The 21,685-nt window shown below is 72.2% G+C and carries 19 protein-coding genes; 5 read left to right on the forward strand and 14 right to left on the reverse strand.

What is annotated here, in order from left to right; translation table 11 throughout:
• Positions 1–4 precede the first annotated feature (4 nt).
• Both AV521_RS13550 and AV521_RS13555 read right to left on the reverse strand, forming a co-directional pair.
• Positions 5–742, reverse strand: a complete 738-nt coding sequence (locus AV521_RS13550; protein ID WP_076087921.1) for a response regulator transcription factor — start codon at positions 740–742, stop codon at positions 5–7.
• Positions 739–2,064, reverse strand: coding sequence for an ATP-binding protein (locus AV521_RS13555; RefSeq protein ID WP_076087923.1), 1,326 nt, complete (start codon positions 2,062–2,064; stop codon positions 739–741). Before AV521_RS13555 ends, AV521_RS13550 begins: the two co-directional genes overlap by 4 nt.
• 175 nt (positions 2,065–2,239) lie before the next feature.
• On the opposite strand from AV521_RS13555, the gene AV521_RS13560 reads away from it, so the two are divergent.
• Complete coding sequence (locus tag AV521_RS13560) at positions 2,240–3,697, forward strand: PspC domain-containing protein (RefSeq protein ID WP_076087925.1); 1,458 nt, start codon at positions 2,240–2,242, stop codon at positions 3,695–3,697.
• Entirely contained in the window at positions 3,684–3,893 is a 210-nt protein-coding gene (locus tag AV521_RS13565) for a hypothetical protein (RefSeq protein WP_023547305.1), read from the forward strand. The genes AV521_RS13560 and AV521_RS13565 overlap by 14 nt, the downstream gene beginning before the upstream one ends.
• Here the strand turns inward: AV521_RS13565 and AV521_RS52655 are convergent.
• From AV521_RS52655 to AV521_RS13580, 4 genes are all read right to left on the reverse strand, one after another.
• Positions 3,890–4,249, reverse strand: a complete 360-nt coding sequence (locus AV521_RS52655) for a hypothetical protein (protein ID WP_371917034.1) — start codon at positions 4,247–4,249, stop codon at positions 3,890–3,892. The two genes, AV521_RS13565 and AV521_RS52655, sit on opposite strands and share 4 nt — an antisense overlap.
• The gene (locus AV521_RS50720) at positions 4,234–4,446 is read right to left on the reverse strand and encodes a TetR family transcriptional regulator (protein WP_256725538.1); all 213 of its coding nucleotides are present in this window, start codon (positions 4,444–4,446) and stop codon (positions 4,234–4,236) included. The genes AV521_RS52655 and AV521_RS50720 overlap by 16 nt, the downstream gene beginning before the upstream one ends.
• 40 nt (positions 4,447–4,486) lie before the next feature.
• Positions 4,487–5,017: a DoxX family membrane protein gene (locus AV521_RS13575; RefSeq protein ID WP_076088061.1), complete on the reverse strand. Its 531-nt coding sequence runs from the start codon at positions 5,015–5,017 to the stop codon at positions 4,487–4,489.
• 234 nt (positions 5,018–5,251) lie between these two features.
• Complete coding sequence (locus AV521_RS13580) at positions 5,252–6,532, reverse strand: hypothetical protein (protein WP_076087927.1); 1,281 nt, start codon at positions 6,530–6,532, stop codon at positions 5,252–5,254.
• Between the two features lie 190 nt (positions 6,533–6,722).
• Here AV521_RS13580 and AV521_RS13585 point away from each other — a divergent pair, with 190 nt between their 5' ends.
• Positions 6,723–7,610 (forward strand): DUF4429 domain-containing protein, encoded by an 888-nt coding sequence (locus AV521_RS13585; protein ID WP_076087928.1) that lies wholly within the window; start codon positions 6,723–6,725, stop codon positions 7,608–7,610.
• A gap of 29 nt (positions 7,611–7,639) precedes the next feature.
• Here the strand turns inward: AV521_RS13585 and AV521_RS13590 are convergent, their stop codons facing one another.
• A complete protein-coding gene (locus tag AV521_RS13590) occupies positions 7,640–8,434 on the reverse strand; it encodes a class II aldolase/adducin family protein (protein WP_076087930.1) in 795 nt (264 codons plus the stop codon).
• 149 nt (positions 8,435–8,583) lie between these two features.
• Here AV521_RS13590 and AV521_RS13595 point away from each other — a divergent pair, with 149 nt between their 5' ends.
• A complete protein-coding gene (locus tag AV521_RS13595; protein WP_076087932.1) occupies positions 8,584–9,051 on the forward strand; it encodes a pyridoxamine 5'-phosphate oxidase family protein in 468 nt (155 codons plus the stop codon).
• Positions 9,052–9,054: 3 nt separating this feature from the next.
• Here AV521_RS13595 and guaA read toward each other — a convergent pair whose 3' ends face one another.
• Positions 9,055–10,635: a glutamine-hydrolyzing GMP synthase gene (gene guaA, locus AV521_RS13600; RefSeq protein ID WP_076087934.1), complete on the reverse strand. Its 1,581-nt coding sequence runs from the start codon at positions 10,633–10,635 to the stop codon at positions 9,055–9,057.
• A gap of 284 nt (positions 10,636–10,919) precedes the next feature.
• On the opposite strand from guaA, the gene AV521_RS13605 reads away from it, so the two are divergent.
• Complete coding sequence (locus AV521_RS13605; protein ID WP_023547313.1) at positions 10,920–11,177, forward strand: chorismate mutase; 258 nt, start codon at positions 10,920–10,922, stop codon at positions 11,175–11,177.
• Between the two features lie 561 nt (positions 11,178–11,738).
• Here the strand turns inward: AV521_RS13605 and AV521_RS13610 are convergent.
• The 6 genes from AV521_RS13610 to AV521_RS13635 all read right to left on the reverse strand — a co-directional run bounded on the left by AV521_RS13610 (position 11,739) and on the right by AV521_RS13635 (position 21,579).
• Positions 11,739–13,544 carry a GMC family oxidoreductase N-terminal domain-containing protein gene (locus AV521_RS13610; RefSeq protein WP_076087936.1) on the reverse strand — a complete coding sequence of 602 codons (1,806 nt, stop codon included), beginning with the start codon at positions 13,542–13,544 and terminating at the stop codon, positions 11,739–11,741.
• Between the two features lie 56 nt (positions 13,545–13,600).
• Positions 13,601–15,214 (reverse strand): succinic semialdehyde dehydrogenase, encoded by a 1,614-nt coding sequence (locus tag AV521_RS13615; protein ID WP_076087938.1) that lies wholly within the window; start codon positions 15,212–15,214, stop codon positions 13,601–13,603.
• 136 nt (positions 15,215–15,350) lie between these two features.
• The gene (locus AV521_RS13620; protein WP_076087940.1) at positions 15,351–16,265 is read right to left on the reverse strand and encodes a serine/threonine-protein kinase; all 915 of its coding nucleotides are present in this window, start codon (positions 16,263–16,265) and stop codon (positions 15,351–15,353) included.
• A 45-nt stretch (positions 16,266–16,310) separates the two neighbouring features.
• Positions 16,311–17,921 (reverse strand): serine/threonine-protein kinase, encoded by a 1,611-nt coding sequence (locus AV521_RS13625; RefSeq protein ID WP_076087942.1) that lies wholly within the window; start codon positions 17,919–17,921, stop codon positions 16,311–16,313.
• A 78-nt stretch (positions 17,922–17,999) separates the two neighbouring features.
• Positions 18,000–19,766: a serine/threonine-protein kinase gene (locus AV521_RS13630; protein ID WP_076087944.1), complete on the reverse strand. Its 1,767-nt coding sequence runs from the start codon at positions 19,764–19,766 to the stop codon at positions 18,000–18,002.
• Positions 19,767–19,893: 127 nt separating this feature from the next.
• The gene (locus tag AV521_RS13635; RefSeq protein ID WP_076087946.1) at positions 19,894–21,579 is read right to left on the reverse strand and encodes a serine/threonine-protein kinase; all 1,686 of its coding nucleotides are present in this window, start codon (positions 21,577–21,579) and stop codon (positions 19,894–19,896) included.
• Between the last annotated feature and the right edge of the window lie 106 nt (positions 21,580–21,685).

A 21,685-nucleotide genomic window follows, 5' to 3' on the forward strand; every position in this document is an offset into this window, starting at 1 on the left:
GGGGTCAGACCAGGCGGCGGGCCGTCGCCCAGCGGGTCAGTTCGTGGCGGTTGGACAGCTGGAGCTTGCGCAGGACCGCCGAGACATGGGACTCGACCGTCTTCACCGAGATGAAGAGCTGCTTGGCGATCTCCTTGTAGGCGTAGCCACGGGCGATCAGGCGCAGCACCTCGCGTTCGCGCTGGGTGAGGCGGTCCAGGTCCTCGTCCACGGGCGGAGCGTCGGTGGAGGCGAAGGCGTCCAGGACGAACCCGGCCAGCCGCGGGGAGAAGACGGCGTCGCCCTCCTGGACACGGAAGATCGAGTCCACCAGGTCGGTGCCGGTGATGGTCTTGGTGACATAGCCGCGGGCACCCCCGCGGATCACGCCGATCACGTCCTCCGCCGCGTCGGACACGGACAGCGCGAGAAAGCGGACGGGCCGCTCGGTGTCCGCGGTCAACGCCGCGCACCGGCGCAGCACTTCGACACCGCCGCCGCCCGGCAGATGGACGTCGAGGAGGACCACCTCGGGCCGGGTCGCGGTGATGACCGTGACCGCCTGGTCGACGTCCGCGGCCTCGCCGACCACCTCGACCCCGGTCTCGGCGGTCTGCCCGATCTCGGCCTGGACTCCGGTGCGGAACATCCGGTGGTCGTCCACGAGCACCACCCGTACGTGCCGCCCGCCGTCTCCGGCAGCCCCGGAACCGGCCGTCCCGGCGGCTCCCGCCGTGCCGTTCGTCTCGGTCGCGTCACTCATGACGTCTTCTCCGCCCTCTCCATCTCCAGCTCGACCTCCGTGCCGCCGCCCGGCACCGGCCGCAGCCGGGCCGTTCCGCCGTTGCGCTCCATGCGGCCGATGATCGATTCTCTGACGCCCATGCGGTCGGCGGGTATCGAGTCGAGGTCGAAGCCCGGGCCACGGTCACGCACGGACACGAAGACCGTCCTTCCCTCGACTTCGGCATAGACCTGTACGGCGCCGCCCTCGCCACCGTACTTGGCGGCGTTCACCATCGCCTCGCGCGCGGCCTGCATCTGCGCGCCGGTCCTCTCGTCGAGCGGGCAGTCACCGACGATGACGACCTCGATGGGCACCCCGTGCTTGTCCTCCACCTCGGCGGCGCTGCGCCGCACCGCCTCGGCGACCGTGTCCGGCTCGTCGGCCTCGTCCTTGCCGGTGCCCTCCGGCTTGTACAGCCAGGTGCGCAGGTCGCGCTCCTGGGCGCGGGCCAGGCGGCGCACCTCGTTCCCGTTGTCGGCGTTGCGCTGGATCAGGGTCAGGGTGTGCAGCACGGAGTCGTGGACGTGGGCGGCGACCTCGGCGCGCTCCTGGGCGCGGATGCGCATCAGGCGTTCCTCGGACAGGTCCTGGGTCATGCGGACCAGATACGGGCCGGCGAGGAGCGTGATGCCGACCAGGACGACGAGGGCCGCCTGGAGGACCGCGCCGAGATGGGCGGCCGAGCCCTGCAACACGAAGATGGCGGAGACACCGGCCGTGACGAGCAGGACACCGCCTGCCGCGCGCAGCAGGGTGAGGGTGCGGCGCCGGCGGCCGACCTCGGCCCAGCGGGCCCGGCGGGCGTTGTCCGCCTGGCGCCAGACGAGGGCGACACCGGCCGCGACGAGGACGGCGGGCAGCAGATACGCCTTGGCCGCGCCGCCCAGATTGACGCTGCCCACGAAGACCATGGACACGATGACCATGAGCAGCAGCGCGACGATCTGGCCCTTTTCGGGTCTGCGGGCCAGGAGTCTGCGGCGGCCGTCCGGGGTGGTCGCGGTGCCGACGAGCGGCTGTTTCTGCTCCCCGACACCGCCGACGCCGAGCGGGACCCAGAACCAGAACGCCGCGTACAGCAGCGCGCCGAGGCCGTTGGCCATGAACAGGCCGACGAAGGCTAGCCGGACCCAGATGACGGGCAGCCCGAGATGCCCAGCGAGGCCCCGCGCCACTCCGCCGAGCCAGCGTCCGTCGCTGCTGCGGTAGAGCTTGCGCGGCGGCCGCGGGTCGTCGACTGGCAGGCTTGCGGCTTCCGGCATGCCAACGATGGTCACATGGCCGGCAGGGCCAGGCATCAGGGTCGGTCCCCGAGACGCCCCTGATCTTCCGCGGAGCCGGGTCGGGGAGCGCCGGACCGGGGCGGTCCGGTGCCGCTCGAACGGTTCCCCGCACCGTCTCAGGGCCGATTTCAGGGTTCGCCCAGGGTCGTCCCGACTGCCGCGGCGGCGGCCGGGCGGTCACCATGGACACATGACGGATCACGAGCACGCCGCGACGGGTCCGGGACCCGGCCCCGGCCCGCGCCCGGCCCCGGGCACCGGACCGACGGATGCCGCGCCCGCCGCGACGGGGAAGACGGGAGCGGCCGGCACCGGCACCGACACACATGCCGACGAACAGCGGCAGGACCAGGACCAGCCGGCCGCCGAGGCCCCCGAGCGTTTCCGGCGCGACCGCCGGCACAAGATGATCGCGGGCGTGTGCGCGGGCCTGGGCCGGCACACCGACATGGACCCGGTGATCTTCCGCGTCACCCTGGCCGTGCTGTCCGCGACCGGTGGCATCGGCCTCATCTTCTACGGCTTCGCCTGGCTCCTCGTGCCGTACGAGGACGAGGAGGAGAACGAGGTCCGCAAGCTGCTGACCGGCCGGGTCGACGGCCAGGCACTCGCCGCCGTGCTGTTCGCCCTGGTCGGCTGCGGAGTCTTCCTGACCATGCTGAGAAACGGCGGGGTGCTGGCCTTCGCCGCGGTGCTCTCCCTGCTGCTGGCGGGCACCGGGTACTGGTCGCGGCGCCGAGGCGCCCCCGATCCCGACCCGCTGGCCGCGCAGGCCGCCGCCGACGCCCCGCCGGAGGCCCAGGCGCCGCCGGTCGTCGCCATCTACCCGTCGTGGTGGCGGGATCCGATCGTCAAGGACGGCACCCACGTCGGCGGCACCGGATATCTGTGGGGGCCCGGCGACAGCCGTGACCGGGACCTCACCTCGGTGATCGACGTCGGCATCGCCACCCCCTGGACCCACCCCGGCTCCATACGGCCGCGGCCCGCCGCGCCCCCGAGACCGCGCGGGCCGCGCTGGATCGGCGGCTGGGTGTTCCTGCTCGCCCTGATGGCGGGCGGCCTGGGCACCGGGCTGACCTGGGACACGCATCCGCTGGGCACCAGCCTGCAGACCGGACTGGCGTGCGCGCTGGCGGTGTTCGGGCTGGGCCTCATGGTCAGCGCGTTCCTGGGGCGTACGGGAGCCGGGACGGTGTTCCTGGGAATCGTCACGGCGGCTCTGCTCGCCGGGGCGTCGGCCATGCCCAAGGACATCACCACCCACTGGAGGGACACCTCCTGGACGCCCGCCGCAACGGCGCAGGTGCGGCCGGAGTACGACCTCGGCACCGGGCGCGGCACCCTCGACCTGAGCCGGGTGCGTCCGGGCAGGGGAAGGACGGTCGCCACGGACGCCCACGTGGGTGCGGGACAGCTGAAGGTGATCGTGCCGGCGGACGTGACCGTGCGGATGAAGATCGATGTGGGAGCGGGCGACATCCGGTTGCCCGGGGAGAACGGGAATGGGAAGGACGTGGACGTGCAGCCGGACAGGCACAAGAGCGTGACGCTGGCTCCGGCCGAGGGCGCCAAGGACGCGGGCACGCTGGACCTCAAGCTCGGCGTCGGCCTGGGAGAGGTGGAGGTCGGTCGTGCTGCGTCATGAGTTCCAGCCCGGGAGGCTGGTCGCCGGGCTTTTCCTCACCGCCACCGGCGTGGTCTTCGCGGGAGACGCGGGCGGGCTGTGGGAGACGCCGTGGTTCGCGGTCGTGCCGCTGATCGTGGGCGGCCTGTGCCTGGCCGGTGCCACGGCGACGGTGGCACGGGGCATACGCAGACGGGGCGGCACGGAGAGCGGCTAGGCGGTCCGGCCCGGTTCGGGCAGATCCTGGCCGGCGTTCGGCCCCTGGCGGACGTACAGGCCCTCCAGGAGCGTGGCCGGACAGCGGCGGGCGGTTTCGACACGGGCTGCGGGGGCGCCGTGGACATTCGCGGCGTGGGCGACTCCGCACATCAGCGGGACCAGGTCGGCGGCGGTCAGGCCGGCGCGTACCACTCCGGCGTCGCGGGCCCGCTCCAGCAGCTCTCTGCCGACCGACGACAGGGTCCGCTTCGGTTCGGTGGTGCGGGGCAGGGTGTCCGTGGCCGCAGCGGTGACCGGGGCCAGGGACGCGTCGGTGACCTGCGCTTCGACGGTGCGGGTCAGGGAGCCGGCCAGGGCGCGGCCGGGGTCGTCGTCGGCCGGCGCCTGCTCGCCCTGGGCGGTGAGGCTTCCATGGTGGGGGTGGCGACGGTTTCCAAGAGTGCCTCGGCCGCGGGGAAGTGGCGACAGACGGTGCCGACGCCGAGGTGGGCCCGGCGGGCGATGTCGTTGAGCTGCAGTGGTGTGCCTTCGCCGACGTGGTCGCGCGCCACCGAGACGATCCGTTCCCAGTTCCGGGCGGCGTCCTTGCGCCTAGCGGTAGCCGCCCAAGTGCTGTCGGCGTCGCGCTCGCCAGGCGGCGTCGACGGAGAGGTAGGGGGCGCCGGCGAGGATCAGGGGGAGCCAGGCCATCAGGTAGGCGAGGTCGTTGCCGTAGTAGTAGGGAGTCGTCGCCCAGCTCACCGTCATCCACAGGCTGAACGAGATCAGCGCGCCGCCGAGCGCGGCCAGCCGGCCGAGCAGACCGAGCAGGGTGCCGATGCCGACGGCCAGTTCACCGAGGGCGATGCCGTAGCCGAAGCCCACGGGGGCCTTCAGGGCCAGGTCGACCAGGGCCGGGATGGCCGCGGAGTCGCGGGCGGCACGCATGGTGTCGCCGATGGACCCGGCACCGCCGGACTTCATGAAGGCGCTGTCGGTGAGCTTGTCCAGGCCGGCGTAGACGAAGGTGACGCCGAGGAAGACGCGGAGCGGCAGAAGGGCGTACTGGGCTGCGGTGTCGCGCCAGCCGCGCGGGCCGTTGAGCCGGTTCATGTGCGTGTCGCTCCGCATACCGTGAGTCATCATCGCCAACCGCCTCTCGCCCGCCGACCCACCCCTCACCTGACCATACGTACGACCAGGGGGCGCAGTTCAATCCCATCCCGGACGTTTTTCCGGAATTCGGGTCCGCGTGCGACCCGTGGCGCGAGGAGGGGCTGGGCAGGGTGCGCCGGATGCGATCGGCGTACGGGGATCACCGGGCGCCGGCGCCCTTCAGACGGTCACCTGGAGGGTTCGGTCGGGCATCGGGACGGTTCAGTCGGTCACCTGGACGATGCACCGGTTGGTGGCCACCCCGGCCGCGGTGACCACCTGCACCTCCACCGCTCCGGGCTCGACATCGGCCGGAACGGGCACGGTCAGAGCGGTGTCGGTGGGGTTGCTGAAGCCGCCCGCGACGGGCACCAGCGGCACGTGCACATCGACCGTGCCGATGCGGACCACCATGCGGGAGAGCCGGTCGGCGCCCTGGGCGCCGGGTGGCACGAAGCCGGCACCGCGGATCTCGATGTCGTCACCGGTGCGGATCGGCCCGTCCAGGTCGCCGGGTTCGCGGACGCGGACCACGGAGAGGACGACCGGGCGGCCGCCCTCGGCGTACTTGCCGGCGAGGTAGGTCGCGGCCGAGATCAGCACCACCACGCCCAGCCCCCAGGGCAGGTCGGGCAGTTGGTCGGGGCGGCGGGCCAGGCGTACGGCGGCGAACAGCAGGGCGACGGCGCTGATGGCGACGTACTGGATGTCGGCGAAGGCGCCCCGGCCGGAGTCGTCGGTGAGCAGGTCGGCGGCACGCGGCCGGTGCGCCGGCACCTTCTGCAGCCGCTGCGCGAGGACCCGCAGGCTCACCACCCGCCGGACCAGGACGGCGATGCCGCAGACCACAGCGAGCACGGTCACGACGCCCGCACCGCGCGCCAGGTCGAGGCCCGAGATCAGCGCGTCGCGTTCGGCGTGGCCGGACGCGCCGGCCAGCCGGGCGGCCAGCAGCAGCACGGCGTAGCCGACGAACAGCACCCAACAGGCGGCCACCGTACGGGAGGTGGACATCCGGTTGTCCTCGCCGATCACCGGGGCCAGCACCCCGCCACGCGCCCGGTGCAGCCAGGAGGCGGCGCTGAGCGTGCCGGCGACGACGAGCGCAGCGGCCAGGGCCGCGGTGCGCGCGCCGGTCCAGCCCGTGCCGACGGCGGTGAGCGCCTCGCCGAGCAGCAGCGCGAGGACCGCGCCCCACACCGCGCACACCGTGCGCCGCCACAGCCGGGCGAGCCTTGCCGCACCCTCCGCGCGGCCGCGTTCGGCGACGGCCTCCGCCCGCTGGGTCAGTTCCTCGGACACCCACTGACGGGACGCCGAGGCCGAGTGCGCCACGGCCGCCGGCAGTCCCTGCCCGGCCGCGAACTCGTCGCGCCGGCGCAGAAACGCGGCGACGGCCCGCCGGTGCCCCTCACGGGCGCCGTGCGGACAGTCCCCGCAGGTGCATCCGCCCCCGTGCATCCCGTCGACATCCGTGCCCAGTCCCGTCTCCTGCACCGCCACGCCCGGCGCCCTCCTTTCCCACGACTCACCGGCCCGGTCGGCGGCCCTGGGATAGAGGGCTTCGCCACCGCGCAACTCCCTTGCGTCGACAGCGAATTGTGCCCTACGGCAGGCCGTCCGGATTCGTCGGGCCGGGTCACGGCGGGTGAACTACGGGCCACCGTGTTGACCCGGCTGCGAGAATTCCCTTATGGCCGAGATCATCCAGCGGGACGGGACCTGGGCCTTCGACGGCAGCACGATCCGGATCACCCCCGGACTGCACCGCTGCGTACCGCTGTTCCGGCAGACGTACGGGGAGATCTCCGTACCGCTGGAAGCGGTCTCGGACGTCGTCTACGAACCCGAGCGCAAGCGCGGCCGGCTGCGGATGCGGCTGCGCGAGGGCGCCGATCCGCTGCTGCAGGCGACGGGCGGGCGGCTGCCGGACCCGGCCGACCCCTACCGGCTGACGGTGGCCGCGGACCGCGGCGGGGTCGCGGAGTACGTCGCCGAGGAGATCCGGCACGCCCTGCTCCTCGACCGGATCCCCAAGGAGCCCACGACCGCCTATCTGCTGCCGGGCCCGCCGGTACCGGTGTCCGTGCGGTCCTCCGACGGCACGGTCTCCTTCGACGGCACGCAGGTGCGCATCGACTGGGCCGACTCCTCCGACCGGGTCAAACGCGCGACCGGCCCGCGGATCATCGCCCTGTGCGATCTGGTGCATGTGGAGTGGCTGCCCAACTCCGGGTTCGAGGACGGCTTTCTGCGGTTCGTGATCCCGGAGACGGTGTTCTCCAAGCTGCCGCCCGAGCGGGACCCCTACACCCTGGATCTGTGGGGCAACGTGCGGCGGGATCTGCTGACCGCGCTGGTCGCGACGGCCGTCACCGCCCGGCTGCCGCATCCCTCCACCCGCGCGGGCGGCGCCGGCGACGGCCGGGAGCGGCAGCGGGCGCTCGTACCGGCGCAGAGCGACCACCAAGACGTACTGCTGCGCCGGCTGCGGGAGTTGGGCGAGTTGCACCGGGACGGGGTGCTCACGGACGAGGAGTTCGCGCGGACCAAGGCGGCCGTGCTGAGAGGTTTCAGCTGAGCAGGTCCGGCCGCCCCCCAGGCCTCAGGTCAGCTGAGCAGGTCCGGCTCGCTGCGGCTGATGTCCTGCCACAGGGGCTGGTAGTTGATCCAGGCCACCAGGTCGCCGCCGAGCTGTTCGCGGGTGGCGACGGCCAGTTTGTGGTCGATGAGGACGGGGCGGCCGGCCGCCTTCGCCATCAGCTGCACCTGGCAGGACCGCTCCATGGACAGGAACCACCAGGCGGCCGCGTCCACCGAGTCGCCGACGGTGAGCAGTCCGTGGTTGCGCAGGACGAGCGCCTTGCGGGAGCCGAGGGCGTCGGCGATCCGGCGGCCTTCCTCGATGTCGACGGTGACGCCGGTGTACGCGTCGTAGAGCGCCACGTCCTCGTAGAAGGCGCAGCTCTCCTGGGTGATGGGGTCGATCAGCTCGCCGAGCGCGGCGAGGGCGCGGCCGTGCACCGAGTGGCAGTGGGCCACGGCGACGACGTCCGGGCGGGCGGCGTGCACCTGGGCGTGCACGGTGAACGCGGCCTGGTTGACGTGGTAGCGGCCCTCGACGACCTGCCCGTCCTGGTTGGCGAGGACGAGATCGCCGACGGTGACGTGCTTGAACGGCATCCCGAACGGGTTGACCCAGAAGCAGTCGCTGTGTTCCGGGTCGCGAGCGGTGATGTGGCCGGATACCCCGTCCTCAAGCCCGGCCCGCCCGAAGATCCGCAGGGCGCCGGCGAGCCGCTCCTTGCGATGCCGGCGTTCGTCCTCGACCGAGTCGTGCATCGGCGGCATGGCGAACTGCAGCTGGTCGGTGGGCAGCGGCAGGGGCGGGGTTTGCCCGTGCATAGGTCCTCCAGCGGGGGAATTGCCGTACGAGCCGGAAGTTACCGCCGGTCAGCGCAAAAGGGCAGAGCTGTTTTGTAAAGATGGCGTACGCGACGGAATCACGACACAGGTTGTCCGGATTACCGGTGAGACTGGCCGGTATGACGCATATGAACTGGGCGGCCTTCACCGCCGCCGCACCCGAGCTGGCGGCGATCACCGAGAAGCGCTTCGGCGCCTTCCGCCACCATGTCCTCGCGACCCTGCGCAAGGACGGCTCGCCGCGCACCTCCGGCCTGGAGGCCGACTTCCGTGCCGGTGAGCTGTGGCTCGGCATGATGGCGGACTCGCTGAAAGCCCTCGATCTGCGCCGCGATCCGCGCTTCGCGCTCCAGGCGAACCCCGGCGACGGCACGGACATGGCCGGCGGGGACGTGCGGATCAGCGGGCGGGCGTACGAGATCGAAGACGGGCGGGCCAAGGACCGGTATGTGAAAGAGGTGGAACCGCCGCAGCCGTTCCACCTCTTCCGCACCGAGCTGACGGAGGTCGTACGGACCTACGTCGAGGACGAGAAGTATCTGGTCGTCCAGGTCTGGAAGCCCTCAGAGCCCCTGCGCACGATCAGGCGCGCATAGGGCCTACTCCCACTCGATGGTGCCCGGCGGCTTCGAGGTGACGTCGAGGACGACCCGGTTGACGTCCCGGACCTCGTTGGTGATCCGGGTCGAGATGCGGCCCAGGACGTCGTACGGCAGCCGGGACCAGTCGGCGGTCATGGCGTCCTCGGAGGACACCGGGCGCAGCACGATCGGGTGGCCGTAGGTGCGGCCGTCGCCCTGGACGCCCACGCTGCGCACGTCCGCGAGCAGGACCACCGGGCACTGCCAGATGTCGCGGTCGAGGCCGGCCGCGGTCAGTTCCTCGCGGGCGATCGCGTCGGCGTCGCGGAGCAGGTCCAGACGCTCCTTGGTCACCTCGCCGACGATGCGGATGCCGAGGCCCGGGCCCGGGAACGGCTGGCGCTGGACGATCTCCTCCGGCAGGCCCAGCTCCTGGCCGACCATCCGGACCTCGTCCTTGAACAGCTTGCGCAGCGGCTCGACCAGCTGGAACTCAAGGTCCTCGGGCAGGCCGCCGACGTTGTGGTGCGACTTGATGTTCGCGGTGCCGGTGCCGCCGCCGGACTCGACCACATCGGGGTAGAGCGTGCCCTGGACGAGGAATTCGACCGCCGGACCCTCGTCCGCGATGATCTCGGCCTGCGCCTGCTCGAAGACGCGGATGAACTCGCGACCGATGATCTTCCGCTTCTCCTCGGGCTCCGAGACGCCCTTCAGCGCGGTGAGGAAGCGCTCCTCGGCGTCCACGACGACGAGCTTGACGCCGGTCGCGGCCACGAAGTCCTTCTCGACCTGCTCGGTCTCGCCCTTGCGCATCAGACCGTGGTCGACGTACACACAGGTCAGCTGGTCGCCGATGGCGCGCGCCACGAGGGCGGCGGCCACGGCGGAGTCCACACCGCCGGACAGACCGCAGATCGCGCGCTTGTCGCCGACCTGCTCGCGGATCGCGGCGACCTGCTCCTCGATCACGTTGCCCGTGGTCCAGGACGGGGTCAGGCCCGCGCCGCGGTACAGGAAGTGCTCCAGCACCAGCTGGCCGTGCGTGGAGTGCATGACCTCGGGGTGGTACTGGACGCCGTAGAGCTTCTGCTCGTCGTTCTCGAACGCGGCGACCGGGACGACGTCCGTGGACGCGGTGACCGTGAAGCCCTCGGGGGCGGCGGAGCAGGCGTCGCCGTGCGACATCCACACGTGCTGCTCGGCCGGGGTGCCCTCGAAGAGCGTGGAGGACGCCTTGGAGACGTGCAGGTCCGTACGGCCGTACTCGCGGGCGCCGGTGTTGTCGACGGTGCCGCCGAGGGCCTGCGCCATCAGCTGGAAGCCGTAGCACATGCCGAAGACCGGGACGCCGGCCTCGAAGAGCGCGCGGTCGATACGGGGGGCGCCCTCCTCGTACACGGACGAGGGGCCGCCGGACAGGATGATCGCCGCCGGGTTCTTGGCGAGCATCTCGGCGACCGGCATGGTGCTCGGCACGATCTCGCTGTAGACCCGGGCCTCGCGGACACGACGGGCGATGAGCTGGGCGTACTGCGCGCCGAAGTCGACGACCAGGACGGTGTCGGGGGTGGCGGCAGTGGAAGTCGCTGATGACACGGGGTGCCTTCTGGTGGTCGGGCGAGGGTCTGTGCTATCGAGTCTAACGGTGTGGACCGGAGGGCCTTCCCTGGACTTCACCGTGGCATACTGCACTCCATGCTCACGCACTCGACCTTCGTCTTTACCTATGGCAACCGGCCCGCCGGCTGCCATGGTCGTGCTGCTTGAGCCAACCGCCAAGCGACTTCCCAGGCGCCCCGGGCCGACAAGGCCCGGGGCGCCTGTCGTTTTCCGGGTTCTGCCGTCCCAGGGCATCCACCTTCCCGATCAAGGAGCCCGAAGTGACCACCACCACCGCGGAAGCGACCATCGCCGACGCCCGTGAGCGCATCGACGCGCTCGACGACCGGATCATCGGCCTCATCCAGGAACGGATGGCCGTGTCCACCGTCGTGCAGGAGACCCGTATCGCCTCCGGCGGCCGGCGAGTGAACCTCTCCCGCGAGATGGAGATCCTCGGCCGCTACCGCGACGCGCTCGGCAAGCCGGGCACCGGCCTCGCCATGACCCTGCTCGAACTGTGCCGGGGCCGCATCTGAGTTCGATCACGTCTCACCCGTACGGCGCGTGACCGGCCCGCGTCTCCCTTCGTTGAGCCGGGTGTCCGTGCCAGCCAGGGGCGGGCCCGAACAGAACCACGCGTGGCTCACTGGAGCGATGAGGCGTACGGGTCGTGCCGTACGCCGTGGGACCTCGCTCCAGGGATGTGACCGGACGGCAGGGGACAGCAGCCCGGTCACCCAAGAGAACGGCCGGCCCCGGGGACGCCCGGGGCCGGCCGGCGGGAACCACCCCTGTGCACCGGGACCCCAGGACCCGCGGCGCACCCCCCGGCGCCGCCCCCAGGCATCGACGCTGCCCTGACGTCGGTGCTGACTGAAAGAAGGGCCCCGCGGCCTCTCCGTCCCGCGGGGCCCTTCGTCATGACCGGAGGGACCCACCTACCAGGCGTGCGTGACTCACGTCACATGAAAATCAGGTGCTGCTGGAGCAACCGTTGAAGGTCCTCGCTGATCAAACCTGCCGAGTCGAAAAGACAGCGAGAGGGACCTGCCTTCGGAGGGGGATGCAGGTCCCTCTTCATTGCTTCGGCGGTACCGTCATTTCTTCGGCGGTACCGCCGGCATCCCCAGGAACGGCAGGCGCAGAGCGCCGAACGCCTCCGCCGGGACCGCCGGGACCTGCGGCTCCACCGGCTTCAGCCGCTCGTACGCCGCACCCGGCGCCGGACGCGGATCCTCCTCGCCCTTGTTCGGCCAGAAGGACATCGCACGCTCGGCCTGCGCGGTGATCGTCAGCGAGGGGTTCACGCCCAGGTTCGCCGAGACCGCGGCGCCGTCCACGACCGAGATGCCGGGGTGGCCGTAGAGGCGGTGGTACGGGTCGATCACCCCCGTCTCCGCGGAGTCGCCGATGGGGCAGCCGCCCAGGAAGTGCGCGGTGAGCGGGGTGCCCATCAGCTCGCCGACGTTGCTGCCGGCGAAACCGTTGATCTCGTCGGCCAGCACGGAGGCGGCCTCCGTGGCGGCCCTGATCTGCTTGGGGTTGGGGGCGCCGTGGCCCTGGCGGGCGGTCAGCAGGCCCTTGCCGACGCCGCCGGGCTTCAGGTACGTCGTCAGGGAGTTGTCCAGCGACTGCATGACCAGGCCGATGATGGTCCGCTCGGACCAGCGCCGGTTGGAGAGGGAGCGCAGGACCAGCAGCGGGTGCCGGGCCGCGTTCGCCAGCCAGGCCAGCGCCCGGGAGGATCCCTCGGCGTAGGGCACCTGGAGGATCGACAGACCGCCCATGGAGTTCGAGCCCTTGCCGTAGCGGACCGGCTCGATGTGGGTGTTCTCGTCGGGGTGGATCGAGGACGTGATGGCGACACCGCGCGTGAAGTCGGCCTGCGGCCGGCCGGTCGCCTTGCGGTAGCGGCGGTTGTCGGTCTGGGCGCCGACCAGCGCCTCGGAGTTGGTGCGGGTCAGATCGCCGAGCCGGGCGGAGAGATACGGCAGCTGGCCGCCGGCCTTCATACGGTGCAGCAGGGTCTGCGTGCCGTAGGTCCCGGCCGCGAGGACGACCCTGCGGGCGGTGAAGAGCCGGCCCCGGCCCTTCTTCTTCTGGTCCGTCGGCAGGGTCGCCACCGCGTACCCGCCCCGTGAGTCGTCCGTGACGGACACGACCGTCGTCATGGGGTGGACCACCGCGCCCCGCTTCTCGGCGAGGTAGAGGTAGTTCTCGTTCAGGGTGTTCTTCGCGCCGTGCCGGCAGCCGGTCATGCACTCCCCGCACTCGGTACAGGCGTTGCGGGCCGGTCCGGCCCCGCCGAAGTACGGGTCCGCCACCTGCCCGCCCGGCTCCGCCTTCGCCGACCCGTCCGAGTCCTTGCCGTCACCGAAGAACACGCCGACCGGGGCGAGATGGAAGGTGTCGCCGACCCCCATCCGCTGGGCCGCCGCCTTCAGATGCACGTCGGAGGGGGTCATGGTCGGGTTGAGCCGTACGCCGAGCATGCGCTGGGCCTGGTCGTAGTACGGCTTCAACTCCTCCTGCCAGTCGGTGATCTGCCGCCACTGGGGGTCGTCGAAGAAGGCCTTCGGCGGTACGTAGAGGGTGTTGGCGTAGTTGAGCGAGCCGCCGCCGACGCCTGCGCCCGCCAGGACCATGACGTTGCCCAGCAGGTGGATCCGCTGGATGCCGTACATGCCGAGCTTCGGGGCCCAGAGGTAGTTCTTCAGGTCCCAGGAGTTCTTGGGCAGGGCCTCGCGGGTGAAGCGGCGGCCCGCTTCCAACACGCCTACCCTGTAGCCCTTTTCGGTCAGGCGGAGGGCGGTCACCGAGCCGCCGAACCCCGATCCGACCACGATGACGTCGTAGTCGTACCCGTCCTCGTCCCGGGTCTGGACAGACTGCTCCTGCGACACGTGCTCTCCTCGTCGAGAACGGGTGTTTCCGAACGGGTGCTTCTGGACGGGTGCTTCTAGCGGAACCGGAATGCCTTCATCAGGCGGAGACTCGTGCTCATGAAGCGCGCGTACCCCTCGTCCGTCATGCCGAGCGAGGGAGCCATCGGCAGCAGCCGCTGCTGGGCCACCGTCTGGGCCTCCGTGTACTTGAGGATGCCCTCGGAGCCGTGGCGGCGGCCGAGGCCGGAGTCCTTCATGCCGCCCATCGGGGACTGGACGCTGCCGTAGGCGGGTGCGTAGCCCTCGTTGACGTTGACCGTTCCGGTGCGCAGGCGGGCGGCGACCTCGCGGCCGCGCCGGGCGTTCTTCGTCCAGACCGAGGAGTTGAGGCCGTACGGCGTGGCGTTGGCGCGCTCGATCGCCTCGTCCTCGGAGGAGAAGCGGTAGACCGACACGACCGGGCCGAAGGTCTCCTCCTCGCACACGGTCATGGAGTCCTCGACGCCGTCGAGGACGGTCGGCTCGAAGAAGTAGGGGCCGATGTCGGGGCGGGCCTTGCCGCCCGCGATCACCTTCGCGCCCTTGGCCACGGCGTCCTCGACATGCCGTTCGACGGTCTTCAGCTGGCGCTCGCCGACCAGCGAGCCCATGTCGGCGCCGTAGGCGAGGGAGTTGCCGAGCCGCATGGCCCGGGTGCGGGCGGCGAAGCGCTCCAGGAAGGCGTCGGCGATCGACTCGTGGACGTACAGCCGCTCGATGGAGATGCAGAGCTGTCCGGCCGAGGAGAAGCAGGCGCGTACGGCACCGGCGGCGGCCTTCTCGATGTCGGCGTCGTCCAGCACCAGCATGGCGTTCTTGCCGCCGAGTTCGAGGGACACGCCGACCAGGCGGGCCGCCGCACCTTGCGCGACCTCGCGCCCTGTGCGGGTGGAGCCGGTGAAGGAGACGTAGTCGGCGTGCTTGACGACCTCGGGGCCGACGACCGGGCCCTCGCCGAGCACGACCTGGAAGACGCCCTCGGGCAGACCGGCCTCGATCAGCAGGTCGCGCGCCCAGAGTGCGGTGAGGCAGGTCTCGGTGTCCGGCTTCATCACGACCGCGTTGCCGGCGACGAAGGCGGGCAGCGCGTCGCCGACGGACAGCTCCAGGGGGTAGTTCCAGGGGGCGATCTGGCCCACCACGCCGCGCGGGTGGCGGAGTTCGGTGACCTTCGTGAGCGTGGGGACCGCGCCGGTGTGCCGCTTGGGCCGCAGATAGGCGGGGGCCTTGCGGCCGTAGTGGCGGGCCGCGACCGCGACGGCCTGCACCTCCTCGTGCGCGTGCAGACGGGCCTTGCCGGTCTCCAGCTGGATGAGGTCGAGCACCTCGGCCTGGCGTTCCAGGACCAGGTCGTGGAAGCGGAGCAGGACCGCGGCCCGCTGCCGTACCGGGGTCCTCTCCCACACGGCCTGTGCGGTGCGGGCGGCCTCGAAGGCCTGGAGTACGTCCTCGGGCGTGGACTCGGGCAGGTCCGCCAGCTTCTCGCCGGTGAACGGGGTGTGGTTGGCCGTACGGCCGGAACCGACGACACCCTTGGTGAGCTGGGCCACCAGTTCCGGGGTGACCACGTCGGCGGCGGTGCGGGCGCCTTCGGGTGCGGGCGCGAGGGGGTTGGTGCCGGTACTGTCCGGGGCCTGCGTGTCCGTCATGACGCGCAGGGTATGCCGGAGCGGAGGCTTTGTGTACCCGTCGGTAACGGGGATTCACCGAGTGCTCACACACTGCCAGTGATCACTGGCAGAGAATGTGCTGATCAGGGCGTAGAGGCGGTGGCGAGCGGGACGATCATCCGAGTCCGGCTTTTTTCGCCAGGAGCAGGCCGAGCGCGGTGCGCGGGGTGCGGCGGCGGGGGTCGGGGGCCGGGGACGGAGAGGGGTCGGACGGGGATCCGGAGGCGGGTGCGGGTGCGGGCGTGGACACGGGTGCGGGTGTCGCTTCGGATCCCTCGTCCGGTACGGGCGTCAGCCCCAGGTACGTCCGCAGCTCCGCCGTGACCTGCTCCGCATCGGGGCGCGCCTCGGGCTCGGCGGCATGCAGGCGGTCCAGGAGGGGGCTCAGCGGGCCGGGGTCCGTGCCCCCCAGGGCGGCGCGGAGCAGGGCGCCCAGGGACCAGAGGTCGGAGGCGGGGCCGGCGCCGGGGACCGTGCGCTCGGGGGCGACGAAACCGGCGGGCGCGTCCCCCGGGTGTCCGTCACCGGTCCCGAAGTCGGTGACGACCACCCGCCCGGTGCCGGACTCCAGCAGGACGTTGGCCGGTTTCACGTCCCGGTGCACGATGCCGACGGCGTGGGCGGCGCGCAGCGCACCGAGGACGGCGAGCCCGATCCGGGCGGCCTCGGCGGGCGCGAGGGGGCCGCGGCGCAGGGCCTCCTGCAGCGACTCGCCCTCCACCAACTCCATGACGATCCAGGGGACTTGACCCTCGGTGACGACGTCGCGCACCGCGACGGCGGAGGGATGGCGCACCCGGGCCGCGGCGCGGGCCTCCCGGTAGAGCCGGTGGGCGATCCGGCCGCTGTCCTCGTCGTCGACCGGATCACCGGGCAGCAGCGGCTCCTTGACGGCGACCTCGCGGCCCGGCGCCTGTTCGTCCCGGGCCCGCCAGACGGTCCCGGTGGGTCCGGACCCGAGGCGCCCGGCGAGCCGGTAGCGGCCGCCGATCAGACGTGCGTCGGGCGGGTGTTCGCCGTCTCCACTCATGTCACATGAGTACCGTGCGCACCACACCCTTGTCGAAGCGGGGGGTCAGAGCTTGTCGATGTCCAGGTTCGCGATCGCCGCCCTGGCCACCTCCCGGCCACGGGCCGTGAAGTCGCCCTTGCCCGGGTAGCCGACGGTGAGCCTGTACATGTCTCCGCCGGCGGTCCGGTAATAGAAGATCTGGAGTTCGCGCGGGCGGGGGTTCTGGCTGTCGTTGGTCGTGTACACGGCGGTGTTCTTCGCGGCCTCCCTGCCGTGGTACGTCGCGGTGTCGTCCGGTTGTGTCCGCGCACCCGCGGGCATGGCGAGGGTGTACTCGCCTTGGCTGCGGAACTTCTCGTCGTCGGCGTACATCTGGGACCGCGCGCTGTTCTTGATCTCGTTCAGGGAGTCCTGCGACTTCCTGGCCAGCTCCAGCGTGATCCAGACGCCGCCGCTCCAGTCCTCGTACGTCACCCAGTTCTTGTCGGTGGCGTCCTTGGCGGGCCGGACGGCACGGTAGTCCGCGGGCACGGCGACACCGGCGCCCAGCTGCGCCTCCGGCTTCCTCGCCCAGCCGTCGGGCAGCGGGCCCGCGAAGGGATCGGCGAGCACCAGGTACGCCGCCACCGCCGCCGCGACCAGTGCCGCGCCCACGGCGAGCCACCCGGCGCGGCCGAACCGCCGGGTGCGGGTGGCGTCGGGGGCGGTGAACTCGGCGCGCTGGGTGGGGACCGGAGACTCCGGAGGCTTGGCCGCCTCCTCCAGCAGGGCGCGGACCCGGTCCGCCGGGAGCCGGTGCGCGGGGTCCTTGCGGAGCAGCCCCTCGATGACCTCGGCAAGGGGGCCGGAGGCGGCCGCGGGCGCGGCCGGGGTGGAGTTGAGCACGGACTGGAGGGTGGCCGGGGTGTTGCTGCGGCGGAACGGCGAGACGCCCTCCGTGGCCGTGTAGAGCAGCACCCCCAGGGACCACAGGTCGCTCGCCGGGCCGGGCCGCTGTCCCAGCACCCGTTCCGGGGCGATGTACTCGGGCGAGCCGACGAAACCCCCGGTGTCGGTGAGCCGGGTGTCGCCCTCGATCTGGGCGATCCCGAAGTCCGTGAGGACCACGCGGTCGTACCGGCCGAGCAGGACGTTGTCGGGCTTGACGTCCCGGTGCAGGACACCGGCCGCGTGCGCCGCGTCGAGCGCGCCGAGCACCTGAAGGCCGATCCGGGCCGCCTCGCGCGCGCCGAGGGTGCCCTCGTGCAGGACGTCGCCAAGAGTATGGCCGCGCACCAGCTCCATCACGATCCAGGGCCGATCGTCGACCACCGCGACGTCGTGGACGTTCACCACCGCCGGATGGTCCAGGCTGGCCGCCGCGCGGGCCTCGCGGCGCATGCGCTCGAAGGCGTTGGCGCGTTCCTGTTCGGGAAGCTCGTCCGGTACGCGGGGTTCCTTGACGGCGACCTCCCGGTCCACCATCTCGTCCTGGGCCCGCCACACGGTTCCCATCCCGCCGTGGCCCAGCTTGCCGAGCAGCCGGTACCGTCCGGCGATGACCCGCCCGTCGCCCGTCTCCTGTCGCCGGGGCGGTAGGGCGCGCGGCGGTGCTTCCGGCTGCTGCTTCGGCGGTTGCAGAAGGTAACTCGTCGTCTCGTCGGCCCCCTGGCCGACTCCCCCGTCACTGCTCATGCGTCATCCATACCGCGCCCTGCGCGCACCCGGCCACCGGGATGGCCAACCGGTCACTGACCCGTGACCGAGCGGCCGTCAGACCTCCGCCCGGAAGGTGTCGAGCGCCACGTCGAAGTACTCCCGCGCCTCCCGCACTTTGCCGACCGGCGCCGACACCCACACGTCGTACATCCGCCCGGCCTCCTCCCAGCACAGGTCGTAGGTGTGGCGCGGGCCCTCCGCCGCGCTGAAGCCGTCCCAGGTGAACTCCCAGAGCGCGGCCGGGTGTCCGTCGTGCTTGGCGGGGGTGACCCGGCCGTCGTGGTAACCGGGGTTGGCGGCGGACCCCGTGGCGGCCGAGCGTTCCATCACGCCCTGCGGGCCCCCCGGTTGGGGATCGGCGACCTTGACGCCGAGGCGGAAGGTGCCCCCCGGCGAGAGGTAGAAGACGCGCTCGCCCTGCGGGCTGCGGGTGAAGTCCTGCGGTACGGCGAGCGAGAAGCCGGCCGGGTCCCGGGCCGTACGGTAACCGGAGGGCGCGGTACGCGAGTCGGCCGAGGCCGTCGGACGGCTCGCGGTGGTCGTGGGGCCGGCCGTGGTGGGTGCCGGAGGCGAGGCGGACGGCGCGGTCGGGCTCGTGCCGGTTCCGGTCGCCGGGGAGGTCGCCGTACCGCCGGGGCTGCCGCCGCCCCCGTTCCCGCTCCCGTTCAGCAGCAGCGCCGCCGCCGAGACTCCGGCCCCCGCCAGCGCGGCGACGAGCAGCGCCGCGAGCAGCACACCGCGCGTGGAGGTGCGGGCCGGGGCCTCCGTCCCCGCTCCGGACACGGTGGCCGACTGCGGTCCGCCGTGCGGAACGTCCCGCTGGGCCGGCGTGTAGGCGGCGTTCGGCGTACGGCTCCCCACCGCGTCGGCCGGCGTCGTACGGCTCCCCGCCATCCCGGACACCCCGGGCCTCGGCACACGGCCCCCGCCGATCCGGTGGCCGCGTCCGGGAGCCGGCGTGCCGGGCGTGCCCGGGGCCTCCGGGGTCCGGCCCGTCTCCAGGAACGTACGCAGCATCTGCTCGGCCTCCGCCGCGCCGAGCCGCCGGTCCGGATCGCGTTCCAGCAGCCCTCGTACGACCGGAAGCAGCGGGTCGGCCTCGGCGGGCGGCCGGATCTCCGCGGCGACGACCGCGTGCAGGATGCCGCCGAGCGAGTCCCGCCGGAACGGCGACTCACCGCTGAGCACCGTGCACAGCAGCGCGCCGACCGACCACAGGTCGGACTCCGGCCCGGTGCGCAGCCCCGACATCCGCTCCGGCGCGGTGTATTCGGGCGAACCGACGAAGGAACCGGTCTCGGTGAGCGTGGTGGCGCCCGCGACCTGCGCGATACCGAAGTCGGTCAGCACGACCCGGCCGGTGCCGGACTCGATCAGGACGTTCGCGGGCTTGATGTCCCGGTGCAGCACACCGGCCGCGTGCGCGGTGTCCACCGCGCCGAGCAGGGCGGCACCGATCCGCGCGGCCTCGGCGGCGTCGACCGGGCCCTGCCGGGAGATCCGGTCGGCGAGCGAGCCGCCCTCGACCAACTCCATGACCAGATAGGGGCGTCCGTCCTGCTCCACCACGTCGTGCACGACGATGATGTGCGGATGCCGCAGCCGGCCGACCGCCCGTGCCTCACGGAAGGTGCGGTCCCGGCGGCGCCGCGCGTCGTCCTCGGAGAGCGAGTCGTCCGGCAGGAGTTCCTTGACCGCGACCCGGCGCCCCAGCAGTTGGTCGGTGGCCCGCCACACCACGCCCATGCCGCCACGCCCGATGCGTGCCTCCAGGCGGTAACGGCCCGCGATCACCCGGAAGTCGGCGCTCTCGGTCCCCATGCGCCCCATCATGCCGCACCGGACCCATCCGCTCCGGGGCGCCGATCGGCCAAGCCGGGCCGTTCAACCAGCGTTTTTCGGCCGTATCAGCCGCCGGCAGCCGTCTCAGGCGCCATCGGCCGTCGCGTCAGCCGTCGTTCGGCTGCTGCCAGCTCTGCAGTACCCACTTGAACTGCTTGCTGGTCTTCGCCCAGTCCTCGGCCGGCGTCGACATGTAGATGGCGTACTCGATGCCCGCGCGCGAGAAGTACGTCTCCTCGATCGCGTGCCGCGGACCGGCGACATGCGGCGGGTCCTTCTTCAGCGCGGTCCAGGTGTACTCCCACAGCGAGCCGTTGCGGTCGCGGTAGATGTTCGCCTTCATGGCCACTCGCTTGTAGTCGACCAGCCGCTGCAGCTGCTGTTCCAGGTCCTTCTGGTGCTCGTAGGCGTTGGCGAAGTCCGGCGAGCTGTCGACGGCGATTCGGACGAAGTGCAGGCCGCCGTCCGGGCTGTAGTCGATCTGCTTGAGGTTTCCCTGGTTCTGATAGACCTTCCGCTTCCAGCCCTGGGGCAGGGAGAGGCTGAAACCGAGGGGGTCGTGGTACGTCTCCCAGTTGTCGGGGACCGTGCCCTCGGGGCCCGGCACGGTGCTGCCGCTCGCGGACGGTGACGTCGCCGGGCCCGCGCCGCCCCCGCTCGACCCGGTGTTCTGCTCCAGGCCGCCCCACTCCTGGAAGGCCACCGCCGCGCCCCCGCCGAGTACGGCCGCGACGGCGACGACGAGGGCGAGGGTGCGCAGCCGGCGCCGGGGCTTCGGTCTGGGCCGTACCGGCGCCGGGCCGGGAGGCGCGGGGGCGACGGCCGTCTGCCCGGTCGCGGAACGGCCCGGTCCCGCCAGCGCTCCGGGGACAGTGGCACCCGTCGTATAGCTGTAGGGGCCGTAGCCCGAGGTGCTCGTCCCGCCGGTGTGCACGCCCGAGCCCTGGGTCGGCACGAACGCCTGGGCCGTGGACGGGCGCCGGCCCTCCGCGGCCTCGGCGAGCATCTGCTCGGCCTCCTCCATGCTCGGCCGCCGGTCCGGCTCCTTGCGCAGCAGGGCGGATATGACGGGGCCGAGCGCACCGGCCTGGCGCAGCTCGTCGGCCTCCTCCTCGACGACCGCCTGCATGGTGCTCAGCGGTGAGGTGCGGCGGAACGGGGAACGGCCCTCGACCGCCGTGTACAGCGTGGCGCCGAGCGCCCACAGGTCCGAGGCCGGGCCGGGGTCGTGGCCGCGCACTCGCTCGGGCGCGAGGTAGTCGACCGAACCGACGACCTCTCCGGTGCGGGTGATGGTGGAGTCGCCCTCGATCTGGGCGATGCCGAAGTCGGTGAGCAGCACCCGGCCGTCACGGCCGAGCAGCACATTGCCGGGCTTGACGTCCCGGTGCAGGACACCGGCGGAGTGCGCGGCGCGCAGCGCCCGCAGTACCCACAGTCCTATGCGGGCGGCCTCCCTCGGCTCCACCCGCCCCTGCTCCTTGACCGCGTCGGCCAGCGAGTTGCCCTCGACCAGCTCCATCACGATCCACGGGCGGCCGTCGTGCTCAAGGACGTCGTGCACGGTGACGACCGCGGAGTGGCTGATGCGCGCGGCGGCCCGGGCCTCGGCCCGGGTGCGGGCCAGCAGAACGGCCCGGTCGCTGTCGGATACGTACAGCGCGGCGGTCAACTCCTTGACGGCGACCGTCCGGTGCAGCACCTCATCGTGGGCACGCCACACCCGGCCCATGCCGCCGCTGCCGATGGAATCGGCAAGCCGGTAGCGGCCCGCTACGAGCAGGCCCTGCATCTGATTCACGTTGCCCCGCAATGCTCTTGACAGGGTCAGATTAAGGACCGGTCTGCCAACAGGGAACCAGCGGGGTACCAAGGTGACAGCACTGTGACGGTTGACG

Origin of the sequence: Streptomyces sp. IMTB 2501 (assembly GCF_001953885.1) — a bacterium.
GTDB lineage: Bacteria > Actinomycetota > Actinomycetes > Streptomycetales > Streptomycetaceae > Streptomyces.